Below are 18,411 nucleotides of genomic sequence, written 5' to 3' on the forward strand. Positions count from 1 at the left end.
GCCGGATCACGGCGACTTGGTTGCGGTCTCCGGCCCGATCGGACGGTCGTTCTCGTCGAGCAGCGGAACGCCGTAATCGAGCAGGATCTTGTTGATCGCCGGCTGGTTCTCCTGGATCAGGCGATTGAGCTGCCGCTTCCAGTTCTGATCGGACCCACGCACGCCCATGCCGATGCGATAGACGAGCTTCGGTCCAGTGGTCTCCTTGACCAGCGGCGTGATATGCATCGGCGGGTTCGCCTTCTTGGCGTAATAGGACGCCATCGGTCCCCACAGGATGCCGGCGTCGATCTCACCCTTGGCGAGATCGTTCATCATGGCCTCGGCCGACGAATCGTAGCGCGTGTCGATCATCAGCGGATAGGGCTTGGCGTTGCTCATCAGACCGTTGATGGCCATGTTGGTGGCGGGCGGCGTTCCCGCAACGATACCGATATGCTTGCCCTTCAGCCGCGCGTCCTCGAGCGTCGTGACCTCGTCGAGCCCGCTGCCAGGCTTGGCGACGATCGCATAGGCCGTGCGATAGTAGGGATTGGTGCCTTGCGCGAGGTCATCGCCTTGTGGAAATCCCATGATCACGTCGCAGCGATGCGCCGCCAGCGTCATCCGCACGAAGCCGGTCGCCTGCGGAAAGTACATGTAGTCGAGCTTCTTCTGCAGTTTTTCGGCAAACAGCTCGCCGAGCTTGTTCTCAAAGCCCTCGCCCTTTTCGTTCGAGAACGGCAGGTTGCGCGGATCGGCGCAGATGCGCAGCACTTTGGCATCGATCAGTTCGATGGAGAGTTCGCCCTGATCATTGACCTGCGCGTGCGCGATCTCGCGCCCGGCGAGACAGGCGATGAAGCCTGCAAGCGCGAGCAGAACAGGACGGTATCCGGCAATTCTCATCACGCGGTCTCCTCTCGAACGGACGCTTCGCCGTCATCCAGCAATTGCAGGGCGTACCATGACGTGCAACAGGGATAATGATCGCGACAGCGCCGCGTTGCTTGTTGCAGCGCAAACTGGCGCGCAACGACATTGATCGCGCGTCCCGGAGAAACTGAGGCTGAAACATGGCTCATGGCGGTTCGGTGCTTGCGCTGCTCCTGATGCTTTGGGCGCCGACCATAGCGTGGGCGCAAGAGGCGGAATTGCCTGTGAGCGAAGTCGCCCCCGGAATATTCGTTCACACCGGGGTCATTGCGTTGATGACGCGCGAGAACGAAGGCGCCATCGCCAATGTGGGGTTCGTGGTCGGCGACAGCGCCGTCGCCGTCATCGACACCGGCGGCAGTGTCCGCGAAGGGCGGCAATTGCTTGCAGCGGTCCGCAGCCACACCGACAAGCCGATCCGCTACGTGATCAACACCCATGCGCATCCCGATCACAGCTTCGGCAACGCGGCCTTCGTGGATGACGGGACCAGCTTCGTCGGCCACAAGACCCTGCCCCGCGCACTAGCGACGCGAGGGCAATTCTATCTCGACGGCTTTCGGCGCACGATGGGCGACGCGCTGATCGACGAAGTCAGGATCATTCCCCCGACCGTGCTGGTCGAGGACACGCTGAAGCTCGACCTCGGTGGACGCAGCCTGACGCTGAAGGCGTGGCCGCCGGCGCACAGCGACAACGACCTCACCGTGCTCGACGAACAAACCCAGACCCTGTTCGCCGGCGATATGGTGTTTCTCATCCATATTCCCGTGGTTGATGGCAGCCTCAAGGGCTGGTTGCGTGCACTTGACGACCTCGCGGCGATTGCCGCTGAGCGCGTGGTTCCCGGTCACGGCCCCGTGAGCGCATGGCCTGCAGCGCTTGCCGACCAGCGGCGTTATCTTGGGACGCTGGCCACAGACGTGCGTGCGCTTCTCGCGAGCGGCAAGCCGATCACGGTAGCCGCCGAGCATGCCGGGGAAGCCGAGCGGCCGCGCTGGCAATTGTTCGACGATTACAATGCCCGCAACGCAACTGCAGCATTCTCGGAAATTGAATGGGAGTAGCTGTTGGTCCTATAATGACGCAACTCGCATAGGATTTCGCGAACATGCCTCGACATCGCGCCCGCCTGCTTTGCATCGCCAGCCTGCTCACGATGACGCTGGGCATATCGGCTGCGCCCGCCGCCGAGGCCTATGATCCCTGGCCGGGCCTCGTCCAGGACATCTTCAGCAACCGCCCGATGAACGACGGCGGCGACGTCATCGGCATCGAGATGCCGGCGCGCGCGGAAGACGCCGCGATCGTCCCGGTGACGCTGCGTACCAAGCTGCCGCCCAGCGACAGCCGCCGCGTCGTCGCGATCACGCTTGTCATCGACGAGAACCCGGCGCCCATGGCCGCGAAATTCACGCTGGGGCCGAGCGCCAACGTCAGCGAGATCTCGACCCGCGTCCGCGTCAACAACTACACCAATGTGCACGCCGTCGCGGAACTCAGCGACGGCAAGCTCTATGTCAGCAAGGTCTATGTCAAGGCATCCGGCGGCTGTTCGGCGCCGGCCGGCAAGAACGTCGAGGAGGCGAAAAACCGCCTCGGCCAGATGCGCTACCGCCAGTTTACGAAGTCCGAACAGGGTCCGGCGACCAGCACGCGGGAAGCCCAGATCATGATCGGGCATCCGAACAATTCAGGCCTGCAGATGGACCAGGTCACGCAGCTCTATATCCCGGCCTTCTTCGTCAACGAGCTGCACATCTGGCAGGACGACAGTCCGGTGCTGGCGATGGAGGGAGGAATCTCGATTTCCGAGGATCCCAATATCCGCTTCACCTACGTCTCGAATGGCGCAAAGCTCTTCCGTGCCGAAGCCAAGGACACCGACGGGCACGTCTTCGAGCACGAGTGGAAGGTCGAGAATCCCGGGACCTGACGCGCCATCCGTCCACGACAGACACTAGAAGCACCTGACCTCGGCCTCGGCCTGGGCGCGCCTGAGGTCATTGAGCGCGTTCGCGGCCTGCTCGGACGAGCGGAACTGGCCGCCCAGATTGCCGCGCACCTGCGACATACTCAGCACCGTCTCGGCGGTGACGTAGCGATCATAAGGGATGATCGATGCGACGACGTCGATCGAGCAGGAACATTGCTCGATCGACTGCCGGCCTTCGCCATTGGCCTTCATGCAGCCGAACACATATTCGGCCCGTGCGGAGGTCGGATAGTCGTTGATCTCCTGGGCCCGCACGCTGATGGCCGTCCCGGCGAGCACCCAGACGGCGACAATCGGTCGTAGCATGCCAGCTCCTGCCATGGTCCTGCTTCCTCTTCTCTTCGCGCAAGCTATGCTATGGATGCTGATCAGAAAAGAAAACATTCGGGGAAGTGGCACAAGAAACGATGATCATCTCTGTTCGCACGGTGTTGGCTGCGGCAGTCCTGGCGGTCATGCAGTTCGGCACCTCGTGCAACGCGGAGACCATCCGCATTGCAGCGCAGAAGACCGGAACGCTGGCCTGGGAACTGGCCGTCATTCGCTCCCATGGCCTCGACAAGAAGGCCAATCTGACGATCGACGTCACCGAGCTCGCCAGCCCCGAGGCCGGCAAGATCGCGTTGCGCGCCGGCTCGGCCGACGTCATGGTGTCCGACTGGCCCTGGGTGTCGCGGGAGCGTTCGCTCGGCGCCAAGCTGCAGTTCTATCCCTATTCGAGCGCGCTGGGGGCTGTGATGGTCCCCGCCGCCTCGCCGCTCAAGACGCTCGCGGACCTCAAGGGACGCAAGCTCGCAATTGCCGGCGGCGCGATCGACAAGAACTGGCTGCTGCTGCAGGCCGCGATGAAGCAGGACGGCGTCGACCTGAAGTCGCAGTCGACCATCGTCTATGGCGCGCCGCCACTGCTTACGGCCAAGACGCTCGACGGCGAGATGGACGCGACGCTCAACTACTGGAATTTCTGCGCCGCGCTTGAAGCCAAGGGCTTCCGCCGTCTCGCCGGCATGGAGGAGATCCTGCAAAAGCTCGGCAGCAAGGGCCGCATCGCAATGATCGGTTACGTGTTCGACGAAGCCTGGGCCAACGCCAACAGGGATCTGGTGGCTCGTTTCATCGCCGTGACGCGCGCCGCAAAGCAGATCCTGGCGACCTCGGACGCCGAATGGGATGCGATCGCGCCGCTCACCGGTGCGCAGGATGCCGCAACCGTGCATGCCTATCGCGACCGCTACCGCGAAGGTATCCCGCGCCGGTCGATCGCGGACGAAGAAGCGGATGCGCGCGTACTCTACCGGGTGCTGGCGCAGCTCGGCGGCCGCGAGCTGGTCGGCACGGCAACCGAGCTCGATCCGGGCACGTTCTATCAAGCGATCCCAGGAGACTAAAGGTGCTGCGCCTCCTGTCCTTCGCGCTGTTCATCGCGACCTGGTGGATCGCCTCGCTGCTGATCGGCGATGCGAAGTTGCCGGCACCGCCGGCGGTGCTGTCTGTGCTCGTCGCCGAAGCCCGATCGGGGGCGCTGTTCCTCAATCTCGGTGCAACGCTGGCGCGCGTCGCGCTGGCCTTCACGCTCGCCATGGCGCTCGGCTCGGCGATCGGTTACCTGATGGGCCGCGTCTCGCTGGCCAACCGCCTTGGCGACCCCTGGCTGATCCTGCTGCTCAATTTGCCGGCACTCGTCGTCATCGTGCTGGCCTATATCTGGGCCGGACTGACCGAGGTCGCCGCGATCGCGGCCATCGCCATCAACAAACTGCCGACCGCCGTCGTCACGCTACGTGAGGGCGCCCGCGCGCTCGATCCCGCGCTCGACGAGATGGCAGCGGCGTTTGCCCTACCGCGCGGCCGCGCCTTCCGGCATGTGATCCTGCCGCAGCTTGCGCCCTACATCGCGGCCGCGGCGCGCTCCGGGCTCTCGCTGGTGTGGAAGATCGTTCTGGTTGCTGAATATCTGGGCCGGCCGAACGGCGTCGGCTTTGAGATCGGCGTCGCCTTCCAGCTGTTCGATATCCCCTTGCTGCTCGCCTACTCGCTAAGCTTTGCTGGTGTCGTGCTCGTCATCGAGACCCTGCTGGTGCAGCCGTTTGAAACCAGGCTAACGCGGTGGCGGCTCCGTGCAGCTTGAGGTCAATATCACCGGCAAGAGTTTTGCGAGCGCGGCCGGGAAGCGGCACGACGTGCTCGACAACGTCACCTTCACATTGAATGCCGGCGAGGTTGGCGTGCTGTTCGGCCCGTCGGGCTGCGGCAAAAGCACCCTGCTCAGGATCCTCGCCGGGCTCGACGGCAACTACCAGGGCCACGTCGCGCGCTCACCCGGCATGCGCCTCGGCATGGTGTTCCAGGAGCCACGGCTGCTGCCCTGGCGCACCGTCGAGGAGAATGTGCGGCTGGCCGCACCTCATGTCGACGACAGCACGCTCTCGGCGCTGTTCGAGGTGCTCGAACTGACCGTGCACCGCAACCATTTCCCCGGCGAGCTGTCGCTCGGCCTCGCCCGCCGCGTCGCGCTCGCCCGCGCCTTCGCCATCGAGCCGGATTTCCTGATCCTCGACGAGCCGCTGGCCTCGCTCGACAATGCACTGGCGGGTCGGCTGCGCGACCAGGTCGCGATCCTGGTGGCAAGCCGGAAGATGATGACGCTCCTGGTCACTCACGACCTCGACGACGCGGTCCGCCTCGGCGACCGCCTGTTCTTCCTGTCGCCGCGGCCGGCGCGGATCCTTCACGTCGAGACCATCGCCGCGCCGCGCGCGTCGCGCGATGAAGCCCAGATCGACGAAATCAAGCGGCAGCTCTCACAGTTGGACCTTGCAAATATGTGAGACGCCGTCATCCTTGGACAAAGGCGTAAGGGAGACGTTGGATGTCGCGTGCGTTGATTGCTGCTGGAGTTGCGTTGCTTGTGCTGCCGGGCGCGGTGCTGGCCCAAAGCAAGGGCAAGGGAATCCGGCTGTGGAATCTGACCAGCGCCACGATTTCGAGCTTCGAGCTGTCGCCGGCGGGCAAGAGCGAGTGGGGTCCCAACCAGACGCTCAACGACAAGGACAAGGAAGTCGACCACGATGAGCGCCTGCGCATCACCGGCGTCGAGCCCGGCCGCTACGACGCCAAGGTCGGCTACAGCGGTGCCAAGCAATGCTTTGTCCGCGACATCGAGATCAAGGCCGACGCCGTGTTTTCGATTTCCGACAAGGACCTGAAGGATTGCAACAAATAGAGCATGATCCGGAAAAGTGTGAAGCGGTTTTCCCTCGCGACAAACGCGGAACGCGTTTGCGCGGAGATCATGCTCAAAACGAGAAGCTGGAGCGCGACGACGATTGAACCCGGACCAATCGCACTCTAGCCGGCCGGCGGCTCGCCGCCCGTGTCAGCGCGATCATTGCTGTGCGGATACTCACAGCGCCATCGTACCGCGGTCCATTTCGGATGCTCGCCGACCCATTGCGCGATGTAAGGCGGCGCGGCCATGGCGCATTGCTGCAGCGAGCCGCTCCAGTTGAACACCAGATGCTGCTCCTCGCAGGTGGCGGGCGACAGCACGGCACATACAGTGACGATCAGATCAATCGGGTTCATGCGCGATCCCTAAGCGTGCTCATGAAATAGATAACACGACGGAATACGTATTCAGCCAAGACAGAGTTTCACAGCCCCGTGAGAGGACGTGGGAACCTAGAAGTTGAGACCGTACACCAGCCGCGCCTGATGGCGCTCGAAATTGACCAGATCGAGGGCGCCGCTGCTCCCGGCGTGCTGCCCCCAGGCCTGGACGCTCCAGGTCGCGGTCAGGCGTGAGCGCTCGGAGAGCTGGAAATAAGCGGTAGGTCCGATGAACAGCGCCTGCCCGGACAGTTCATCGAGGCCGATCCCCTCATACTTCCGGAAATAGCGCGCTTCGCCGCCGATCAGGATATCCGGCTTCACCTTGGCCATCAGCGCGAGCGCAACGCCGACCGTGGCGTCCTGCTCTGCTGTACCGGTGCGCGGTATCCGCGTCCATTCCGGCTCATAGCTGACGTTCAAAGCCGCCACCACAAAGTTCGGGATCACTTCGCGGTCGAACGCCAGCGTGAGCTCGGTGCCGTAGCTGCGGACGGCCGCGGCCGTCACTTCGTCGATGCGGTCGGCACGCGTCTCCAACGCGACGGTCATGCCGAATGGCGCCGCCTCGCGATCGAGAAAGCGATAGCGGAAATCGGCCGAGACGCCCTGCCACGACAATTGGCGGCGATCGTCAAAGCCCGGGACGCGATTGATGTCGTAGGCCGAGAACGACGTTCCGAGCTCGACGCGAAAATTCGGCGCCGGAACGAGTTCGAGCTCCAATTCCTGATTGAGCGTGCGATACCGTCCGCCGTCCTTGGCGAAGCGCCCGGTGGTCTGAGTCTGAAACTCGCGCTCGCCGACCTCGCCCACATCAGAGCCGATCATGAAGCCGAAGATGTGCTCGGTATCAAAACCCTCGGCATAGGCGCCGAGCGGCAACGCCGCGGCGACGCCGGCAACCACCGCGCACACCACGCCTACCCAACGCCCGATCTTGATTGCGAGATTCATCGTCCCGTAGCACCACCTTGAACCGCACTGTAGGACAAAGCAGTGTGGCCCGCCAATCGCGCGGGCGATGTCGGTCTCAAGGTCCTGTGGGAAGGATGTGAGGGACGCTGTTCGAGCGACTGTGTCAGAGCCGCGAAGGTACTTTGCGCGAAAGACGCCTGCCACGGCCCGATGCAGCAAGCTGCACCAGCCGGGCAGGCTGTCTCACATTATTGCGTTACTTGCGCGCTGCGCAGGCGTACATGTTGATTTCCATGCCCACCGGCACTTCGACGATCTTCGGTGTTTTCCAGGCCATTTCCTTCTCCCAAGTATAAGTTGACGCAAGCTTCGCGCCGCGCGGCAAGCTAGGGCTGGGTTTTCCAGGGCGCAAGCTGGGGTGGTCGGGACCCGACTTCGCTGCTGGACATGCCGGAACGGACGACGGCTCGCTGACGCCTGCCCGGCTTTGGAACGGTTGGGAAATTCCGACACTGTTCTGTCAGGCATATTCCGGCTGCCGGGCAGCGACGCACGGATAAGGAGACCCGAACACGGCGGCCGAGTCTTGCCCAAGAGCGAAATCGCAACTTTTTTTGTTATGCGCCGGATTCCGGCGTCAATGACCGGAATCGGCCCCGTGGAGGGTGCTGCCGGAAGCTTATTTGAGCAGGCGCAGCAGTGCCCGCCCGGCGCGCGACTTCAGCTCTTTCGCATCCAGCGTTCCGTCATTGTCGGGATCGGCGGCCTTGAAGCGCTGCTCGACGACCGCGAGATATTCGTCGAGCGTCAGGGTGCCGTCGTGATCCGGATCCGCCATCGCCAGCTCTTTTGCGGTCAGCCGTCCGCGCAATTCGCGCACGTCGAGCGTGCCGTCATGGTCAGGATCCAGCTTCGCGAACAGGACGGCGGCCGCCTTCTTGGCTTCGGCAAGGTCGACCGTCCCGTCATTGTCGGGATCGAGCATCTTGAGCACGCTGCCGCGGCCGGATGCCGCCAAAGCGGGGCCCGCGAGGGCGGCCATGGCCAAAGTCAAAGCAAGCGATCGGCGCGAAATCATCATTCGTCTCCCTTGCGTGCCGCTCCGGCGACGTGACGAAGCGCGCGCGCTGCAAATCGAGACAAAGCATAACAGCTTTGGAGACGCGTCGTACAGTTTGCACAGCCGGTAAGCGCTCGTCGGGTTTCGGGTGGAACGAGACCTCCCCACCGGGTCATCTCTGGAGTCCTGACGCATCGCACCCGAATGAACGAGGTCATCCATGAGCGGCATTTGCAGGAATGCGTTGGGCTTCCTTGTCGTGCTCGGCCTGATCGCGCCGATGTCGGCACAGACCAGAGCCCCTGCCCGATCCGCGGAGGCGGTCCAGCAACGCACGCTCACCGGCAAGGAGCGGCTCGGCCGCAAATGGACCGACGAGCAGCGCATCGACAATTGCAATGTGCCGCCGGACAAGCGGGGCATGAAGCCGCGCCCGAGTGCCTGTCCTCATTCGCCGTCAAGCTGATCGAACCGTGCGCGCTGCGACATAACCGCGGGCCACGCGTGGTGTTGTGTATTCCACGCCGCGGTAAGCTACGGACGCATCTGCGAAAAACCTGACGCTTCGGCCGCCCTGGGGCGTTCGCTGGGGTTCGTTCACGTTTTCGTATTGACCCGTTTTGCTTTCAGGCCGATGGTTGCATCCGCAACGTCAGGGAATAGGCGTGCAGCAAAAAGGTTCATTGGGAGGAGATATGATGAGACGCATTGCGCTGGCCGCAAGCCTCGTGATTCTTGCATCGTATGGTGCAAGCGCGCAGACCAACGAACAGTTGGTCAAGGGGGCGACTGATACATCGAACGTTCTCAATTATGGAATGGGCTACAATCTTCAGCGCTTCTCGCCGCTGAACCAGATCAACAAGGACACCGTCAAGAATCTGGTGCCGGTCTGGAATTACAGCTTGAACGACGACCGCAGCGAGGAATCGCAGCCGCTCGTCTACCAGGGCGTCCTTTACGTCACCACCCACAGCGCCACGATCGCGATCGACGCCAAGACGGGCAAGCAGATCTGGAAGACCAAGGTCGAGTATTCCGCCGAGACGCCGCGTATCGTCTGCTGCGGCATCATCAATCGCGGCGCGGCGCTCTATGACGGCAAGGTGTTCCGCACCACCCTCGACGCCAACGTGATCGCGCTCGATGCCAAGACCGGCAAGGAGCTGTGGCGCGAGAAGGCCGCCGACATCAAGGAAGGCTACTCGATGACGGTGGCGCCGCTGGTCGCCGACGGCGTTGTCATCACCGGCATCTCGGGCGCCGAATTCGGCACCCGCGGCTTCATCGACGGCTGGGATCCCGCGACCGGCAAGCGCCTCTGGCGTACCCACTCGATCCCGACGCCGGACGAGCCCGGCGGCGACACCTGGAAGGGCGATACCTGGAAGCTCGGCGGCGGATCGACCTGGATCACCGGCTCCTATGATGCCGAATTGAACACGGTGTATTGGGGCATCGGCAATCCCGGCCCGTTCAATTCGGCGGTGCGCCCGGGCGACAACCTCTACACCTGCTCGGTGCTCGCGCTCGACCCGAAGACCGGCAAGATCAAGTGGCACTACCAGTTCTCGCCGAACAATCCGTTCGACTATGACTCGGTGGCCGAAATGGTGCTCGCCGACATGAATGTCGAGGGCAAGCCGACCAAGGTGCTGATGGATGCCAACCGCAACGGCTTCTTCTACGTGCTCGATCGCACCAACGGCAAGCTGCTCGCGGCCAATCCCTATGTGAAGGTCAATTGGGCCACCGGCATCGACATGAAGACCGGGCGCCCGATCGAGACCGACGTCAGCAAGGATGCGCGTGACGGCAAGAAGGTCACCGTCTATCCGTCGATCCTCGGCGGCAAGAACTGGGAGCCGATGTCGTACAATCCGCAGACCGGCCTCGCCTACGCCAACACGCTGGCGTTCGGCGGCAAGTACAAGGCCGAGCCGGTGACGTTCAAGCAGGGCGAGTGGTACCTCGGCATGGACCTCACCGATCCCTGGGAATGGGGCACCGGACCGCGCGGCCATCTCAAGGCGATCGACCCGATGACCGGCAAGGCCAAGTGGGAAGCGCCGAGCGACATTCCGCGTTTCTCCGGCGTGCTCTCCACCGCCGGCGGTGTGGTGTTCTCCGGTCAGCTGACCGGCGAGTTCGAGGCGTTCGACGCCGACACCGGCAAGAAGCTCTGGCAGTTCCAGACCGGCTCCGGCATCGAAGGGCAGCCCGTCACCTGGCAGCAGGACGGCGTGCAGTATGTCGCGGTGACCTCGGGCTATGGCGGCGTCTACGCACTGTTCTCCGGCGACGAGCGGCTGGCGAAAGTGCCGCCCGGCGGGTCGCTGTGGGTCTTCGCGGTCAAGAACTGAGCGCGGAGCGCACGTGACTGAAAGAGTAACCCTGTTGACGGCGGCGATCTTCGCCGCCGTCGCGGCGGCCTTGATCATGCTGATCCCGGCTGCCGCACAGCAAACCAGTGCAATCGATCTTTCCGGTCAGGCCGACGAGGGCAAGGTCACCTACGCGAAGAACTGCTCGCATTGCCATGGGCCCAACATGGTCAACTCCGGCACCATCACGCCGGACTTGCGCGCCTTCCCCGACGACAAGACGCGCTTCGTGACGACCGTCAAGCAAGGCAAGAACGGCAAGATGCCGCCCTGGGTCGACATCCTGAACGAACAGGAGATCGCCGACGTCTGGGCCTTCGTGTCGAGCCGGAGGACGCCATGAGGGCTCTGCTTGCGGGCGCAGCGACGGCTCTGCTGCTCACCGCGATGCCGGTCGCGTATGCCGCCGGCGACCCGCTCAAGGTATGTCTCGACGAGGATCTGCCGCCGCTGTCGGCGCATCATCGCGGCAAGCCGGATGCCGGTTTCGACGTGGCGCTCGCGCAGGCCATTGCCGAGCGTCTGGGGCGGCCGCTCAAGATCCAGTGGTTCGAGAGCAAGCTCGACGAGGATTCGAGTCCCGCGCTCGAAGCCAACGCGCTGCTGTCGGACGGACGCTGCGCGCTGGTCGGCGGCTACGCCCTCACCACGGACTCGCTGAGGGTGCCCGGCGTCACGACGGCCAAGCTGCCGGACTTCGACGGCGCCACCCGCGAGGATCGGCGCCGGCGGATCCCGATCGGCGTGCTGGTGCCGAGCCGGCCCTATATCTACTCGCCGATGACCGTCGTGCTCGGTCCCAAGGCCAAGGACAAGCTCAAGGACCGCAAGATCACCGATATCGGCGATGTTGCCGGGCTTCGCCTCACGATCGAAAGCGGCACGCTCGGCGATGCCATCCTGATGACCTTCGACAAGGGCAAGCTGATCGACGACATCACCCACCTCGTTCCGGGGCGCAGCGACCTGCTGGGCGAGCTCGAGCGCGGCGAATTCGACGCCACGTTGCTCGACCTGCGCCGGTTCGACGCCTACCGCGCCGAGCATCCCGACACCAGGATCACGGCCTCGGGCTACTATTATCCGATCGGCGCCAACCGCGGCTACGTTGCGCTCGAAACCGACAAGGCGCTGCTGGAGGCCGTCAACAAGGCGCTTGAGGATATGCAAAGCAAGGGCAGCATCGCCGAGCTTGGCAAGGCCGCCGGCCTCACCTGGCTCGCCCCGCGCGAACCGATCATCCTCGGCGATGTCTGGCTGAAGATCTTGAACCGCTGATGCGACCTGTGGCCTGCTATCGCAGATAGCTCGCCAGGTTCAGGCCCTGGATCTTGGCGATCGCCGAATAGGATGCGGTCAGCTGCGCCTGATAGGTCGAAAGCTGCGCCGTCACTGCAGCGACGTCGACGCTGGTGAGGTTGGTCGACAGGGTCTTTGCGAAATTCTGGTAGTCGCTCTGGTTGGTGCTGGCGGTCTCGATCTGCGAAGCCGCTGTCGAAAGCTTCGCCTGCACCGTTGACGTCGCATCCAGCGCATTGCTGGCAAGGTCGAGCGCTTGCGAAATATCGCTCGACGACAGTGTCGTGCTGTTGCCGACGTACTTCAAGAGCCGCATCACCTGCTCAAAGGCCGGGTTGTCAGCTGTGACGCCGTAGGAAATCGACTGGCTGTCGGAGACGCGCACCGACGCGATCTCGCTGTCGCCCTTGTAGTAGCTGGTGTCTGATGTCGTCAGCGAGCCGGTGCCGGTGCCGGTGTCGAAGGTCGACAGATCCGCAGGGGCAGTGTCGGTGCGGGCGCCGCTGAAGACATATTCGCCGTCATATTGCGTGTTCAGCAGTCCCTGCATCTGCGATATCGCCTGCTGGGCATAGTTGATCACCGACGCCGTCGCCGTGCTGCTGCCGGTGGTCGCGGCACTGAGCTGGGTCCGAAGCTGCGTGATGATATCCGTCACCGAGCCGACCGCCGAATACATCGCCTGCACCTTGTTGTCGGCGAGATTACTGGCATCGATATAGGACTGGGCGCGCGTCACCGAGACCTGCAGATTGATGACCCGACCGGCGCCGGAGCCGTAACCGCCGAAATCCTCGGATTGCAGCCCGGAGGACTCCTGCACCTGCTCGTTGGCCATCACCGCCTGCACCCGCAGCGCACTGGTGATCATCTGTTCCGATTGTGCAAAGGTGGCAACACGCATCATCATGACAGCGGCCTCACTCAGCTTGCGCTCATCGCGGTCATCAGCGCCGAGAACATGGCGTTGATGGTCGTAATGATCTGGGACGCGGCAGCGTATTTGTTCTGCAACGAGCTCAGATTCGCGCTTTCCTGGTCGAGGTTGACGCCGGACTGCGACGACAGCGAGCTCGCATAGGTCGATTGCGCGGTCTGCTTGGCGGTGTAGGTCGCCGACGCCTGGGTCGCCTTGCTTGCGACGTTGGCGACGATCGCGGCGGCATAATCGGTGAACGAGCCGGTGGTGGCGCCGAGCCCGCCCGCCATGGCGAAATTGGTCGACCCCGTCAGCGTGCTCGAGAGCGCGTTCACCACCGTCGCGGAGCCCGGCGACAGCACCGAATTTCCGACCGTCAGCGTGGATGACGCATCGAGCGTTGCCGTCGGCAGCGCCGCCGTGCCGTTAAGGATGTCGCTGCGGACCGCGATATCCGACGCGCCAGTCCCCGTGATCAGGTCGTTGAGCCCGAAATAATCCGAAAACCCATCACCGGAACTGCCGACCGAGCTCGTCATCTCGTTGATGGCGACGCCGTTGCCGGACCCGGTCGCCGAAATTGACAAATGTCCGTTGGCATCGACCGACGCTGACAGGCCCGAGATGCCGTTGATCGCGGTAACGAGATCACCGACCGTCGCGTAGGACGACAGATCAAGATCCTTGTAGGACGCGAGATTGCCGCTCTTGTCCGCAACCGCGATGCGCACCGTGCCGGTTGCCGACAACGGCGTCGCGCTGCTCACGGTGGCGGTCCCGGTCAGGCTGGACGGCGGCGGCACCGACGTGCCCTGGTTCGACACGGCATTGACGCTCGTGGCAAGCTGCTGGGCGAGTTGATCGAGCTGCGATTGTGCGGCCGGCAACGTCTGGTCGCGCAGGGTGATCAGCGCGCTGACCTTGCCGGAGGAGATCTGCGAGGTGATGTCGACCCCGTTGACGATGATGCCGCTGAAGCCGCTCGACGATCCTGCGCTGTAGGTCGTTGAAGCCGTGACGCTGGGCAACGCCGTATAGCTCAGCGGATGCGCCGTGCTGTCGACCAGCGCCTGCCCCGATCCGGTATAGACCTGCAGATCGCCGGTCGACGTGGTGAAATAGCTCACATTCATCATCGACGCGAGGTCCTGCAGCGCGCTGTTGCGCTGGTCCTCCAGATCGGCGGTCGACTGCCCGGTTGCGGCCTGCTGCTTGATCTGCTTGTTGAGGTCGGAGATCTGCTGCAGATCGGAATTGATGTCGGTGACCGACGACGCGATGTCCTGGTCGGCATTGGAGCGCAGCGTCTGGATGCCGCTCGACGTCTGTTGAAGTTGCGTCGTGACCGCGGCAAGCGCGCTGACCGCGTTCGACTGCAGCGACGCACTGCTCGGCGTGCTCGCCAGCGACGACAATGCCGATTCGAAGGCCGCGAGCGTGTTGGCAAGCGAGGTGCCCGTGGTGGAGCTGTCCCCGCTCGAGGTGCTGCCATAGAGCTGCTGGAGCTCGGTCAGAAAGCTGTTGGTGGTGTCGGCGGCGCCGAGATCGGAATCGGCCCCGACCAGCGACTTCAGGAGCAGCTTGTCGACGGCGCTGGTGATCCCCGTGATCGTGACGCCGGTACCGACGCCGCCGGTGACGCTGGCGCTCTGGTTGGCGGTCTTCTCGGTATAGCCCTTGGTATCGGCATTCGAAATATTTGCCGAGGTCACGCTGATCTGCACCTGCGTGGCCGACAGCCCGCTGAATGCAATGCTTCGTGCAATATCGAGCGACGACACGGCTAACTCCCTCCGGCGCGGACCAGATCAGGCCCGCACGTTTGTGCCATAGGACATCGCGGGCGTGACGCGACGGCCGCCGGCCCCGTAGGGCGATACGTTGGCGATCTGCTCGCGGATCGCCTGCATGATCGCCTCGATCCGGCGATTGCTGGCATCGATCGCCGCACGCAACCGCATCACGTTCTCGTCCATCGCCCCGCGGAGCTTCAGGATCCGGTCCATCAGCTGCTCGCGCAGCACCCGATCCTGGACGTTGAGGTTTGCGGTCTTGCCAACGGCCTCTGCCACGCACTGCTCGAACAGGGTGGCAAGCCGGTTCTTCTCGTCGACCTGCTTCAGCCGCGAGGCCGGCAGGCCCTTGGCGAGCTCGACGTTCTCCTCGTTGACGATCGCGATCAGATTGTCGATCAGCGCGATCAACGACCTCGCGCGCTCGTCATTGCCCGCGGGATTGATCTTGATGTTGCGTTCCGGTGTCATGTCATCGCTCCCGTTCAAGCTAGTGTCCGCGACGCAGGGCGCGGACCGATTGTGCGCTGCGCCCATACGCGGTGATCGCCGTTACCCGGACCGTGGCCCGGTTGAGTTCCTGGTCGAGCCGCGCGCATTCGCGCATCAGCTCGCCGCGCAATGTCTCCACATCGTCGAGCAGCGCAGTGAGCTGCGCCCGGTCATTCGGCTGAGCTGAAGCGGCCCTCGCCTTCAGCCGCCGAAGCCGGACCAGCAGGCGGTCATTCTTTGCGGTCATCATCGCGACACCGCCGAGATCAGCGTATCGAACATCTTGTCGACGGTGGTGATCACCTGCGAGGCCGCGGAATAGGCCTGCTGCGCCGAGATCATGTTGGAGAACTGGCCGCTGGTGTCGGTGGTGCTGGATTCCAGCTCGCTGCCGTAGATCGTTCCGGCACCGTTGCTCCCCGAAGTCTGCAGCGTGGCGTTGCCGGAGGCCGCCGTCGCGGAGTACATGCCGTCGCTGGCCGCGCTCAATCCGTTGGGATCGCTGAAGGTCGCGACCGCAATCTTGTAGATCGCGATCGTCTGCCCATTGGAATAGGTCGCGTCGACCACGCCGCCCTTTCCGATCGAGATGCTGCTCAGCTTGCCGTAGGGCAGGCCGTCCGACGTGATGCTCGTGAGATCGACCGCTGGCGTGGTTTCGCCCGACGAATATTGCGTGAGACCGTCGGTCTTGCCGACCGTACCGAGATTGAGCGTGATGGCGCTGGTGCCGGAACTGTCGGCCGCACCATCTTTCCAGCCGGTCACCGAGATTGTTGGCGGGCTCGGCACCGTCGAGGCAAGCGAGCCATCGCTGTTGAAGGTAATATCCACCGTGTCGGTGATCGCGTTCGCACTGGCCGTACTGGAGTCCGACGCAAGCTTCGGCTGCTCGAAGCTCGCCTGCCAGGTATTGTCGGCGGTCTTTTTCCAATCGATCTGGATCGTGCTCGCCGTGCCGAGCGAATCGTAGACCGTTATCGAGCTGTTGAAGGTCGCGTTGACGGCGGCATCGGCCGGCAGATTCGCCGCGACTGTGGTCTTGGTGGTGGCACTGCCGCTGGTCGATGCCACCTGGGTGTTGATCGGCCCGAGGCTCGCGGCCGAGGCGTTGCCAACGATGTTGCCGTCAGCGTCGGTGCGCCAACCCTCGAGGTAATTGCCGTTGTTGACGAGATAGCCGGCGTTGTCGGTGGTGAACGCACCGTTGCGCGTATAGGAGGTGGTGCCGCCCGACGTCGCGTTGGTGGTGACGAAGAAGCCGCTGCCCTGGATCGCAACGTCGGTGGCGTTGGTGGTCGCGGCCAGCAATCCCTGCTGGGTGATGTTGGCACGGCCGGACACCGTGACGCCGCCGGACGTATATGAGGTGGCGCTGTTCGACGCCGTCACCAGATCTTCGAACATCGCCGAGGTGGTCTTGTAACCCGTGGTATCGGCGTTGGAGATGTTGTCGGAAATCATTGCCAGCGACTGGCTCTGCGCATTGAGCGCCGAGATCGCCGAGGAAAGTGCACCAGTGAGACTCATGATAATACTCCGGAAGCAATCAGGACGTGACGCCGATGATGTTGGCGGCGCTGACGGGGACGCCATTCACAAGCAACGAGGGCGTCGAGCCGGAGGCATCGATCCCGGTCACCGTTCCCGTCATCGTGGTGTAGCTGAGCAGCGAGTTTCCGGCGGCGTCGGTCGCGGTCACCTGGATCGTGTACTGGCCGCCATCGCTGAGCTGGGTGCCGCTCGTGGTCTGACCATTCCAGGTGAAGCTGTTTGAACCGGCGTTTCCGGTCCCCTTGCCGCTCCAGACCGTGTTGCCCGAGGAATCCTGGATCGTGATCGCGACGTTGGAAGCGGCCGAGGTGAGCGAGTAGCCGAAGGTCGCCGAGCCATTGGTCAGTTCGGCCGTGCTCGTCTTCGCCTCGACGGTGTGGCCGATATAGTTGACCGAGTTCAACGTCACGAGACTCGAGAACGAACTCGCCAGCGACGTCATGCTGGCGTTGGTCGACTGCTGCTCGGTGAAGTTGGCGTAGGAAGTGAGCTGGTTGATGAAGTCGGTCGTGCTGGTGGCGTTCAGCGGATCCTGGTTCTGCAGTTCGCTGACGAGCAAATTGAGAAAATCGGTCGAGCTCATCCCCATCGATGCGCTCGACGATGAACTCGACGAACTCGAGGCGGCGGAGGCTGCAGCAGAGGTTGCCGAGGAGACGGTCATGACAAGGCTCTCTTCGCCGCGGGCTAAGGCGGCGGAACGCGTTGGAACATTTGGATCGTGAAGTCGTTCGCAGATAAAACGGACGACGCGCCGATTTCAGGCGCGGATTCATTCGCGCGGAATCACTTGATTAATCGGCAGAATTTGCCGCGTCGGCTGCGGGCTCACGGCGCGCCGAGCGGGCGCAGGCGACCTGCCGCGGACACCGGGCCGCGGGCGCAAAAGGAATGTGGAGAGCCTAGAGCGAGAGGCTGATCGGCAAATCCGGCTCGCCGAGCATCAATGCCGGCGGCGCCAATGCTGGCAACAGGCAGAGGGCCAGCAACAGCGCGGGCAACACCTTGCCCTGCTGTGCGGTATCATCCGGAGCTTGCGCATCGTTCGGCTGTTCCGCCGGCGCGGCCGGCTCCGAGGCCGTCTCTTGTGCCGTCTCTTGGGGCAGTTTCGCCGCGGCGGTCACGATGCGATCGACAAGCCCCTTGGGCGCGCGAACCGGCGGCGCCGTAAGCGCCCGGCGCACCGCGCTCGCCTCTTGATAGAGCGTCCGCGCCTCGGCCGAGGATGCGAGGAGTTGGACGGCGGCAAGACGTTGATCGTCGGGCCAGCGGGACAGATCCTCCCCCAGCCGGTCGATCAGGTCTTCGAATATCGCAACGTCCATCGCGCGCGCAGATCCAGCCTCGTCGCCAAGGCTGTCATAAAGCATTCGCGGGACGGCGGAAATCAATTTCCGCCGCCGGTGCGTCACGTCCAGCATGGTGTCCGTCAGGCGGCTATTTTCCCCACCAGGACGCCTTCCGCGGGGCGT

23 protein-coding genes are annotated in these 18,411 nt (G+C 63.6%); 10 read left to right on the forward strand and 13 right to left on the reverse strand.

Going from position 1 to position 18,411, the window contains the following annotated elements; translation table 11 throughout:
• Window positions 1–6 precede the first annotated feature (6 nt).
• Window positions 7–888 (reverse strand): substrate-binding domain-containing protein, encoded by an 882-nt coding sequence (locus G6P99_RS32850; RefSeq protein WP_165124980.1) that lies wholly within the window; start codon window positions 886–888, stop codon window positions 7–9.
• Between the two features lie 167 nt (window positions 889–1,055).
• Here G6P99_RS32850 and G6P99_RS32855 point away from each other — a divergent pair, with 167 nt between their 5' ends.
• Both G6P99_RS32855 and G6P99_RS32860 read left to right on the forward strand, forming a co-directional pair.
• Window positions 1,056–1,982 carry a quinoprotein relay system zinc metallohydrolase 2 gene (locus tag G6P99_RS32855; RefSeq protein WP_165124983.1) on the forward strand — a complete coding sequence of 309 codons (927 nt, stop codon included), beginning with the start codon at window positions 1,056–1,058 and terminating at the stop codon, window positions 1,980–1,982.
• Window positions 1,983–2,026: 44 nt separating this feature from the next.
• On the forward strand, window positions 2,027–2,851 hold the full coding sequence (locus G6P99_RS32860; protein WP_029080064.1) for a quinoprotein dehydrogenase-associated SoxYZ-like carrier: 825 nt from the start codon (window positions 2,027–2,029) through the stop codon (window positions 2,849–2,851).
• A gap of 24 nt (window positions 2,852–2,875) precedes the next feature.
• Here the strand turns inward: G6P99_RS32860 and G6P99_RS32865 are convergent, their stop codons facing one another.
• Window positions 2,876–3,217, reverse strand: coding sequence for a hypothetical protein (locus G6P99_RS32865; RefSeq protein WP_371261155.1), 342 nt, complete (start codon window positions 3,215–3,217; stop codon window positions 2,876–2,878).
• A gap of 149 nt (window positions 3,218–3,366) precedes the next feature.
• Between G6P99_RS32865 and G6P99_RS32870 the strand changes: the two genes are divergently transcribed.
• The 4 genes from G6P99_RS32870 to G6P99_RS32885 are packed head-to-tail and all read left to right on the forward strand — an operon-like array spanning window position 3,367 to window position 6,134.
• Window positions 3,367–4,299: an ABC transporter substrate-binding protein gene (locus tag G6P99_RS32870; RefSeq protein ID WP_245284613.1), complete on the forward strand. Its 933-nt coding sequence runs from the start codon at window positions 3,367–3,369 to the stop codon at window positions 4,297–4,299.
• Window positions 4,300–4,301: 2 nt separating this feature from the next.
• Complete coding sequence (locus tag G6P99_RS32875) at window positions 4,302–5,039, forward strand: ABC transporter permease (protein ID WP_029080067.1); 738 nt, start codon at window positions 4,302–4,304, stop codon at window positions 5,037–5,039.
• The gene (locus G6P99_RS32880; protein WP_029080068.1) at window positions 5,029–5,739 is read left to right on the forward strand and encodes an ABC transporter ATP-binding protein; all 711 of its coding nucleotides are present in this window, start codon (window positions 5,029–5,031) and stop codon (window positions 5,737–5,739) included. The genes G6P99_RS32875 and G6P99_RS32880 overlap by 11 nt, the downstream gene beginning before the upstream one ends.
• A gap of 41 nt (window positions 5,740–5,780) precedes the next feature.
• Window positions 5,781–6,134 carry a hypothetical protein gene (locus G6P99_RS32885; RefSeq protein ID WP_029080069.1) on the forward strand — a complete coding sequence of 118 codons (354 nt, stop codon included), beginning with the start codon at window positions 5,781–5,783 and terminating at the stop codon, window positions 6,132–6,134.
• Between the two features lie 125 nt (window positions 6,135–6,259).
• Here the strand turns inward: G6P99_RS32885 and G6P99_RS32890 are convergent, their stop codons facing one another.
• The 4 genes from G6P99_RS32890 to G6P99_RS32905 all read right to left on the reverse strand — a co-directional run bounded on the left by G6P99_RS32890 (window position 6,260) and on the right by G6P99_RS32905 (window position 8,516).
• Window positions 6,260–6,496, reverse strand: a complete 237-nt coding sequence (locus G6P99_RS32890) for a hypothetical protein (protein WP_029080070.1) — start codon at window positions 6,494–6,496, stop codon at window positions 6,260–6,262.
• A 96-nt stretch (window positions 6,497–6,592) separates the two neighbouring features.
• Window positions 6,593–7,477 carry a hypothetical protein gene (locus G6P99_RS32895; RefSeq protein WP_051346135.1) on the reverse strand — a complete coding sequence of 295 codons (885 nt, stop codon included), beginning with the start codon at window positions 7,475–7,477 and terminating at the stop codon, window positions 6,593–6,595.
• A 217-nt stretch (window positions 7,478–7,694) separates the two neighbouring features.
• The gene (gene pqqA, locus G6P99_RS32900; protein WP_009031067.1) at window positions 7,695–7,775 is read right to left on the reverse strand and encodes a pyrroloquinoline quinone precursor peptide PqqA; all 81 of its coding nucleotides are present in this window, start codon (window positions 7,773–7,775) and stop codon (window positions 7,695–7,697) included.
• A 342-nt stretch (window positions 7,776–8,117) separates the two neighbouring features.
• Window positions 8,118–8,516, reverse strand: a complete 399-nt coding sequence (locus tag G6P99_RS32905) for an EF-hand domain-containing protein (protein ID WP_029080072.1) — start codon at window positions 8,514–8,516, stop codon at window positions 8,118–8,120.
• Between the two features lie 202 nt (window positions 8,517–8,718).
• Between G6P99_RS32905 and G6P99_RS32910 the strand changes: the two genes are divergently transcribed.
• The 4 genes from G6P99_RS32910 (at window position 8,719) to G6P99_RS32925 (ending at window position 12,160) form a co-directional block, all read left to right on the forward strand.
• Window positions 8,719–8,964 carry a hypothetical protein gene (locus G6P99_RS32910; protein WP_245284607.1) on the forward strand — a complete coding sequence of 82 codons (246 nt, stop codon included), beginning with the start codon at window positions 8,719–8,721 and terminating at the stop codon, window positions 8,962–8,964.
• 232 nt (window positions 8,965–9,196) lie between these two features.
• Window positions 9,197–10,861, forward strand: coding sequence for a methanol/ethanol family PQQ-dependent dehydrogenase (locus G6P99_RS32915; RefSeq protein ID WP_165129063.1), 1,665 nt, complete (start codon window positions 9,197–9,199; stop codon window positions 10,859–10,861).
• 76 nt (window positions 10,862–10,937) lie between these two features.
• Window positions 10,938–11,225 carry a c-type cytochrome gene (locus tag G6P99_RS32920; protein WP_051346139.1) on the forward strand — a complete coding sequence of 96 codons (288 nt, stop codon included), beginning with the start codon at window positions 10,938–10,940 and terminating at the stop codon, window positions 11,223–11,225.
• The gene (locus G6P99_RS32925; RefSeq protein WP_029080076.1) at window positions 11,222–12,160 is read left to right on the forward strand and encodes a substrate-binding periplasmic protein; all 939 of its coding nucleotides are present in this window, start codon (window positions 11,222–11,224) and stop codon (window positions 12,158–12,160) included. Before G6P99_RS32920 ends, G6P99_RS32925 begins: the two co-directional genes overlap by 4 nt.
• A gap of 16 nt (window positions 12,161–12,176) precedes the next feature.
• Here the strand turns inward: G6P99_RS32925 and G6P99_RS32930 are convergent, their stop codons facing one another.
• From G6P99_RS32930 to G6P99_RS32960, 7 genes are all read right to left on the reverse strand, one after another.
• Window positions 12,177–13,091 carry a flagellin gene (locus G6P99_RS32930; RefSeq protein WP_165124986.1) on the reverse strand — a complete coding sequence of 305 codons (915 nt, stop codon included), beginning with the start codon at window positions 13,089–13,091 and terminating at the stop codon, window positions 12,177–12,179.
• A 14-nt stretch (window positions 13,092–13,105) separates the two neighbouring features.
• Complete coding sequence (flgK, locus tag G6P99_RS32935; protein WP_029080078.1) at window positions 13,106–14,881, reverse strand: flagellar hook-associated protein FlgK; 1,776 nt, start codon at window positions 14,879–14,881, stop codon at window positions 13,106–13,108.
• Window positions 14,882–14,908: 27 nt separating this feature from the next.
• Window positions 14,909–15,364, reverse strand: a complete 456-nt coding sequence (locus G6P99_RS32940; RefSeq protein WP_029080079.1) for a hypothetical protein — start codon at window positions 15,362–15,364, stop codon at window positions 14,909–14,911.
• 19 nt (window positions 15,365–15,383) lie between these two features.
• Window positions 15,384–15,635 carry a hypothetical protein gene (locus G6P99_RS32945; protein WP_029080080.1) on the reverse strand — a complete coding sequence of 84 codons (252 nt, stop codon included), beginning with the start codon at window positions 15,633–15,635 and terminating at the stop codon, window positions 15,384–15,386.
• Window positions 15,632–16,915: a flagellar hook protein FlgE gene (gene flgE, locus G6P99_RS32950; RefSeq protein WP_029080081.1), complete on the reverse strand. Its 1,284-nt coding sequence runs from the start codon at window positions 16,913–16,915 to the stop codon at window positions 15,632–15,634. The genes G6P99_RS32945 and flgE overlap by 4 nt, the downstream gene beginning before the upstream one ends.
• Window positions 16,916–16,934: 19 nt before the next feature.
• Complete coding sequence (locus G6P99_RS32955) at window positions 16,935–17,603, reverse strand: flagellar hook assembly protein FlgD (RefSeq protein WP_035976580.1); 669 nt, start codon at window positions 17,601–17,603, stop codon at window positions 16,935–16,937.
• Between the two features lie 238 nt (window positions 17,604–17,841).
• On the reverse strand, window positions 17,842–18,360 hold the full coding sequence (locus G6P99_RS32960) for a hypothetical protein (protein WP_334261766.1): 519 nt from the start codon (window positions 18,358–18,360) through the stop codon (window positions 17,842–17,844).
• Window positions 18,361–18,411 lie beyond the last annotated feature (51 nt).

It is taken from the genome of Bradyrhizobium sp. 6(2017) (assembly GCF_011058295.2).
Lineage (GTDB): Bacteria > Pseudomonadota > Alphaproteobacteria > Rhizobiales > Xanthobacteraceae > Bradyrhizobium > Bradyrhizobium septentrionale.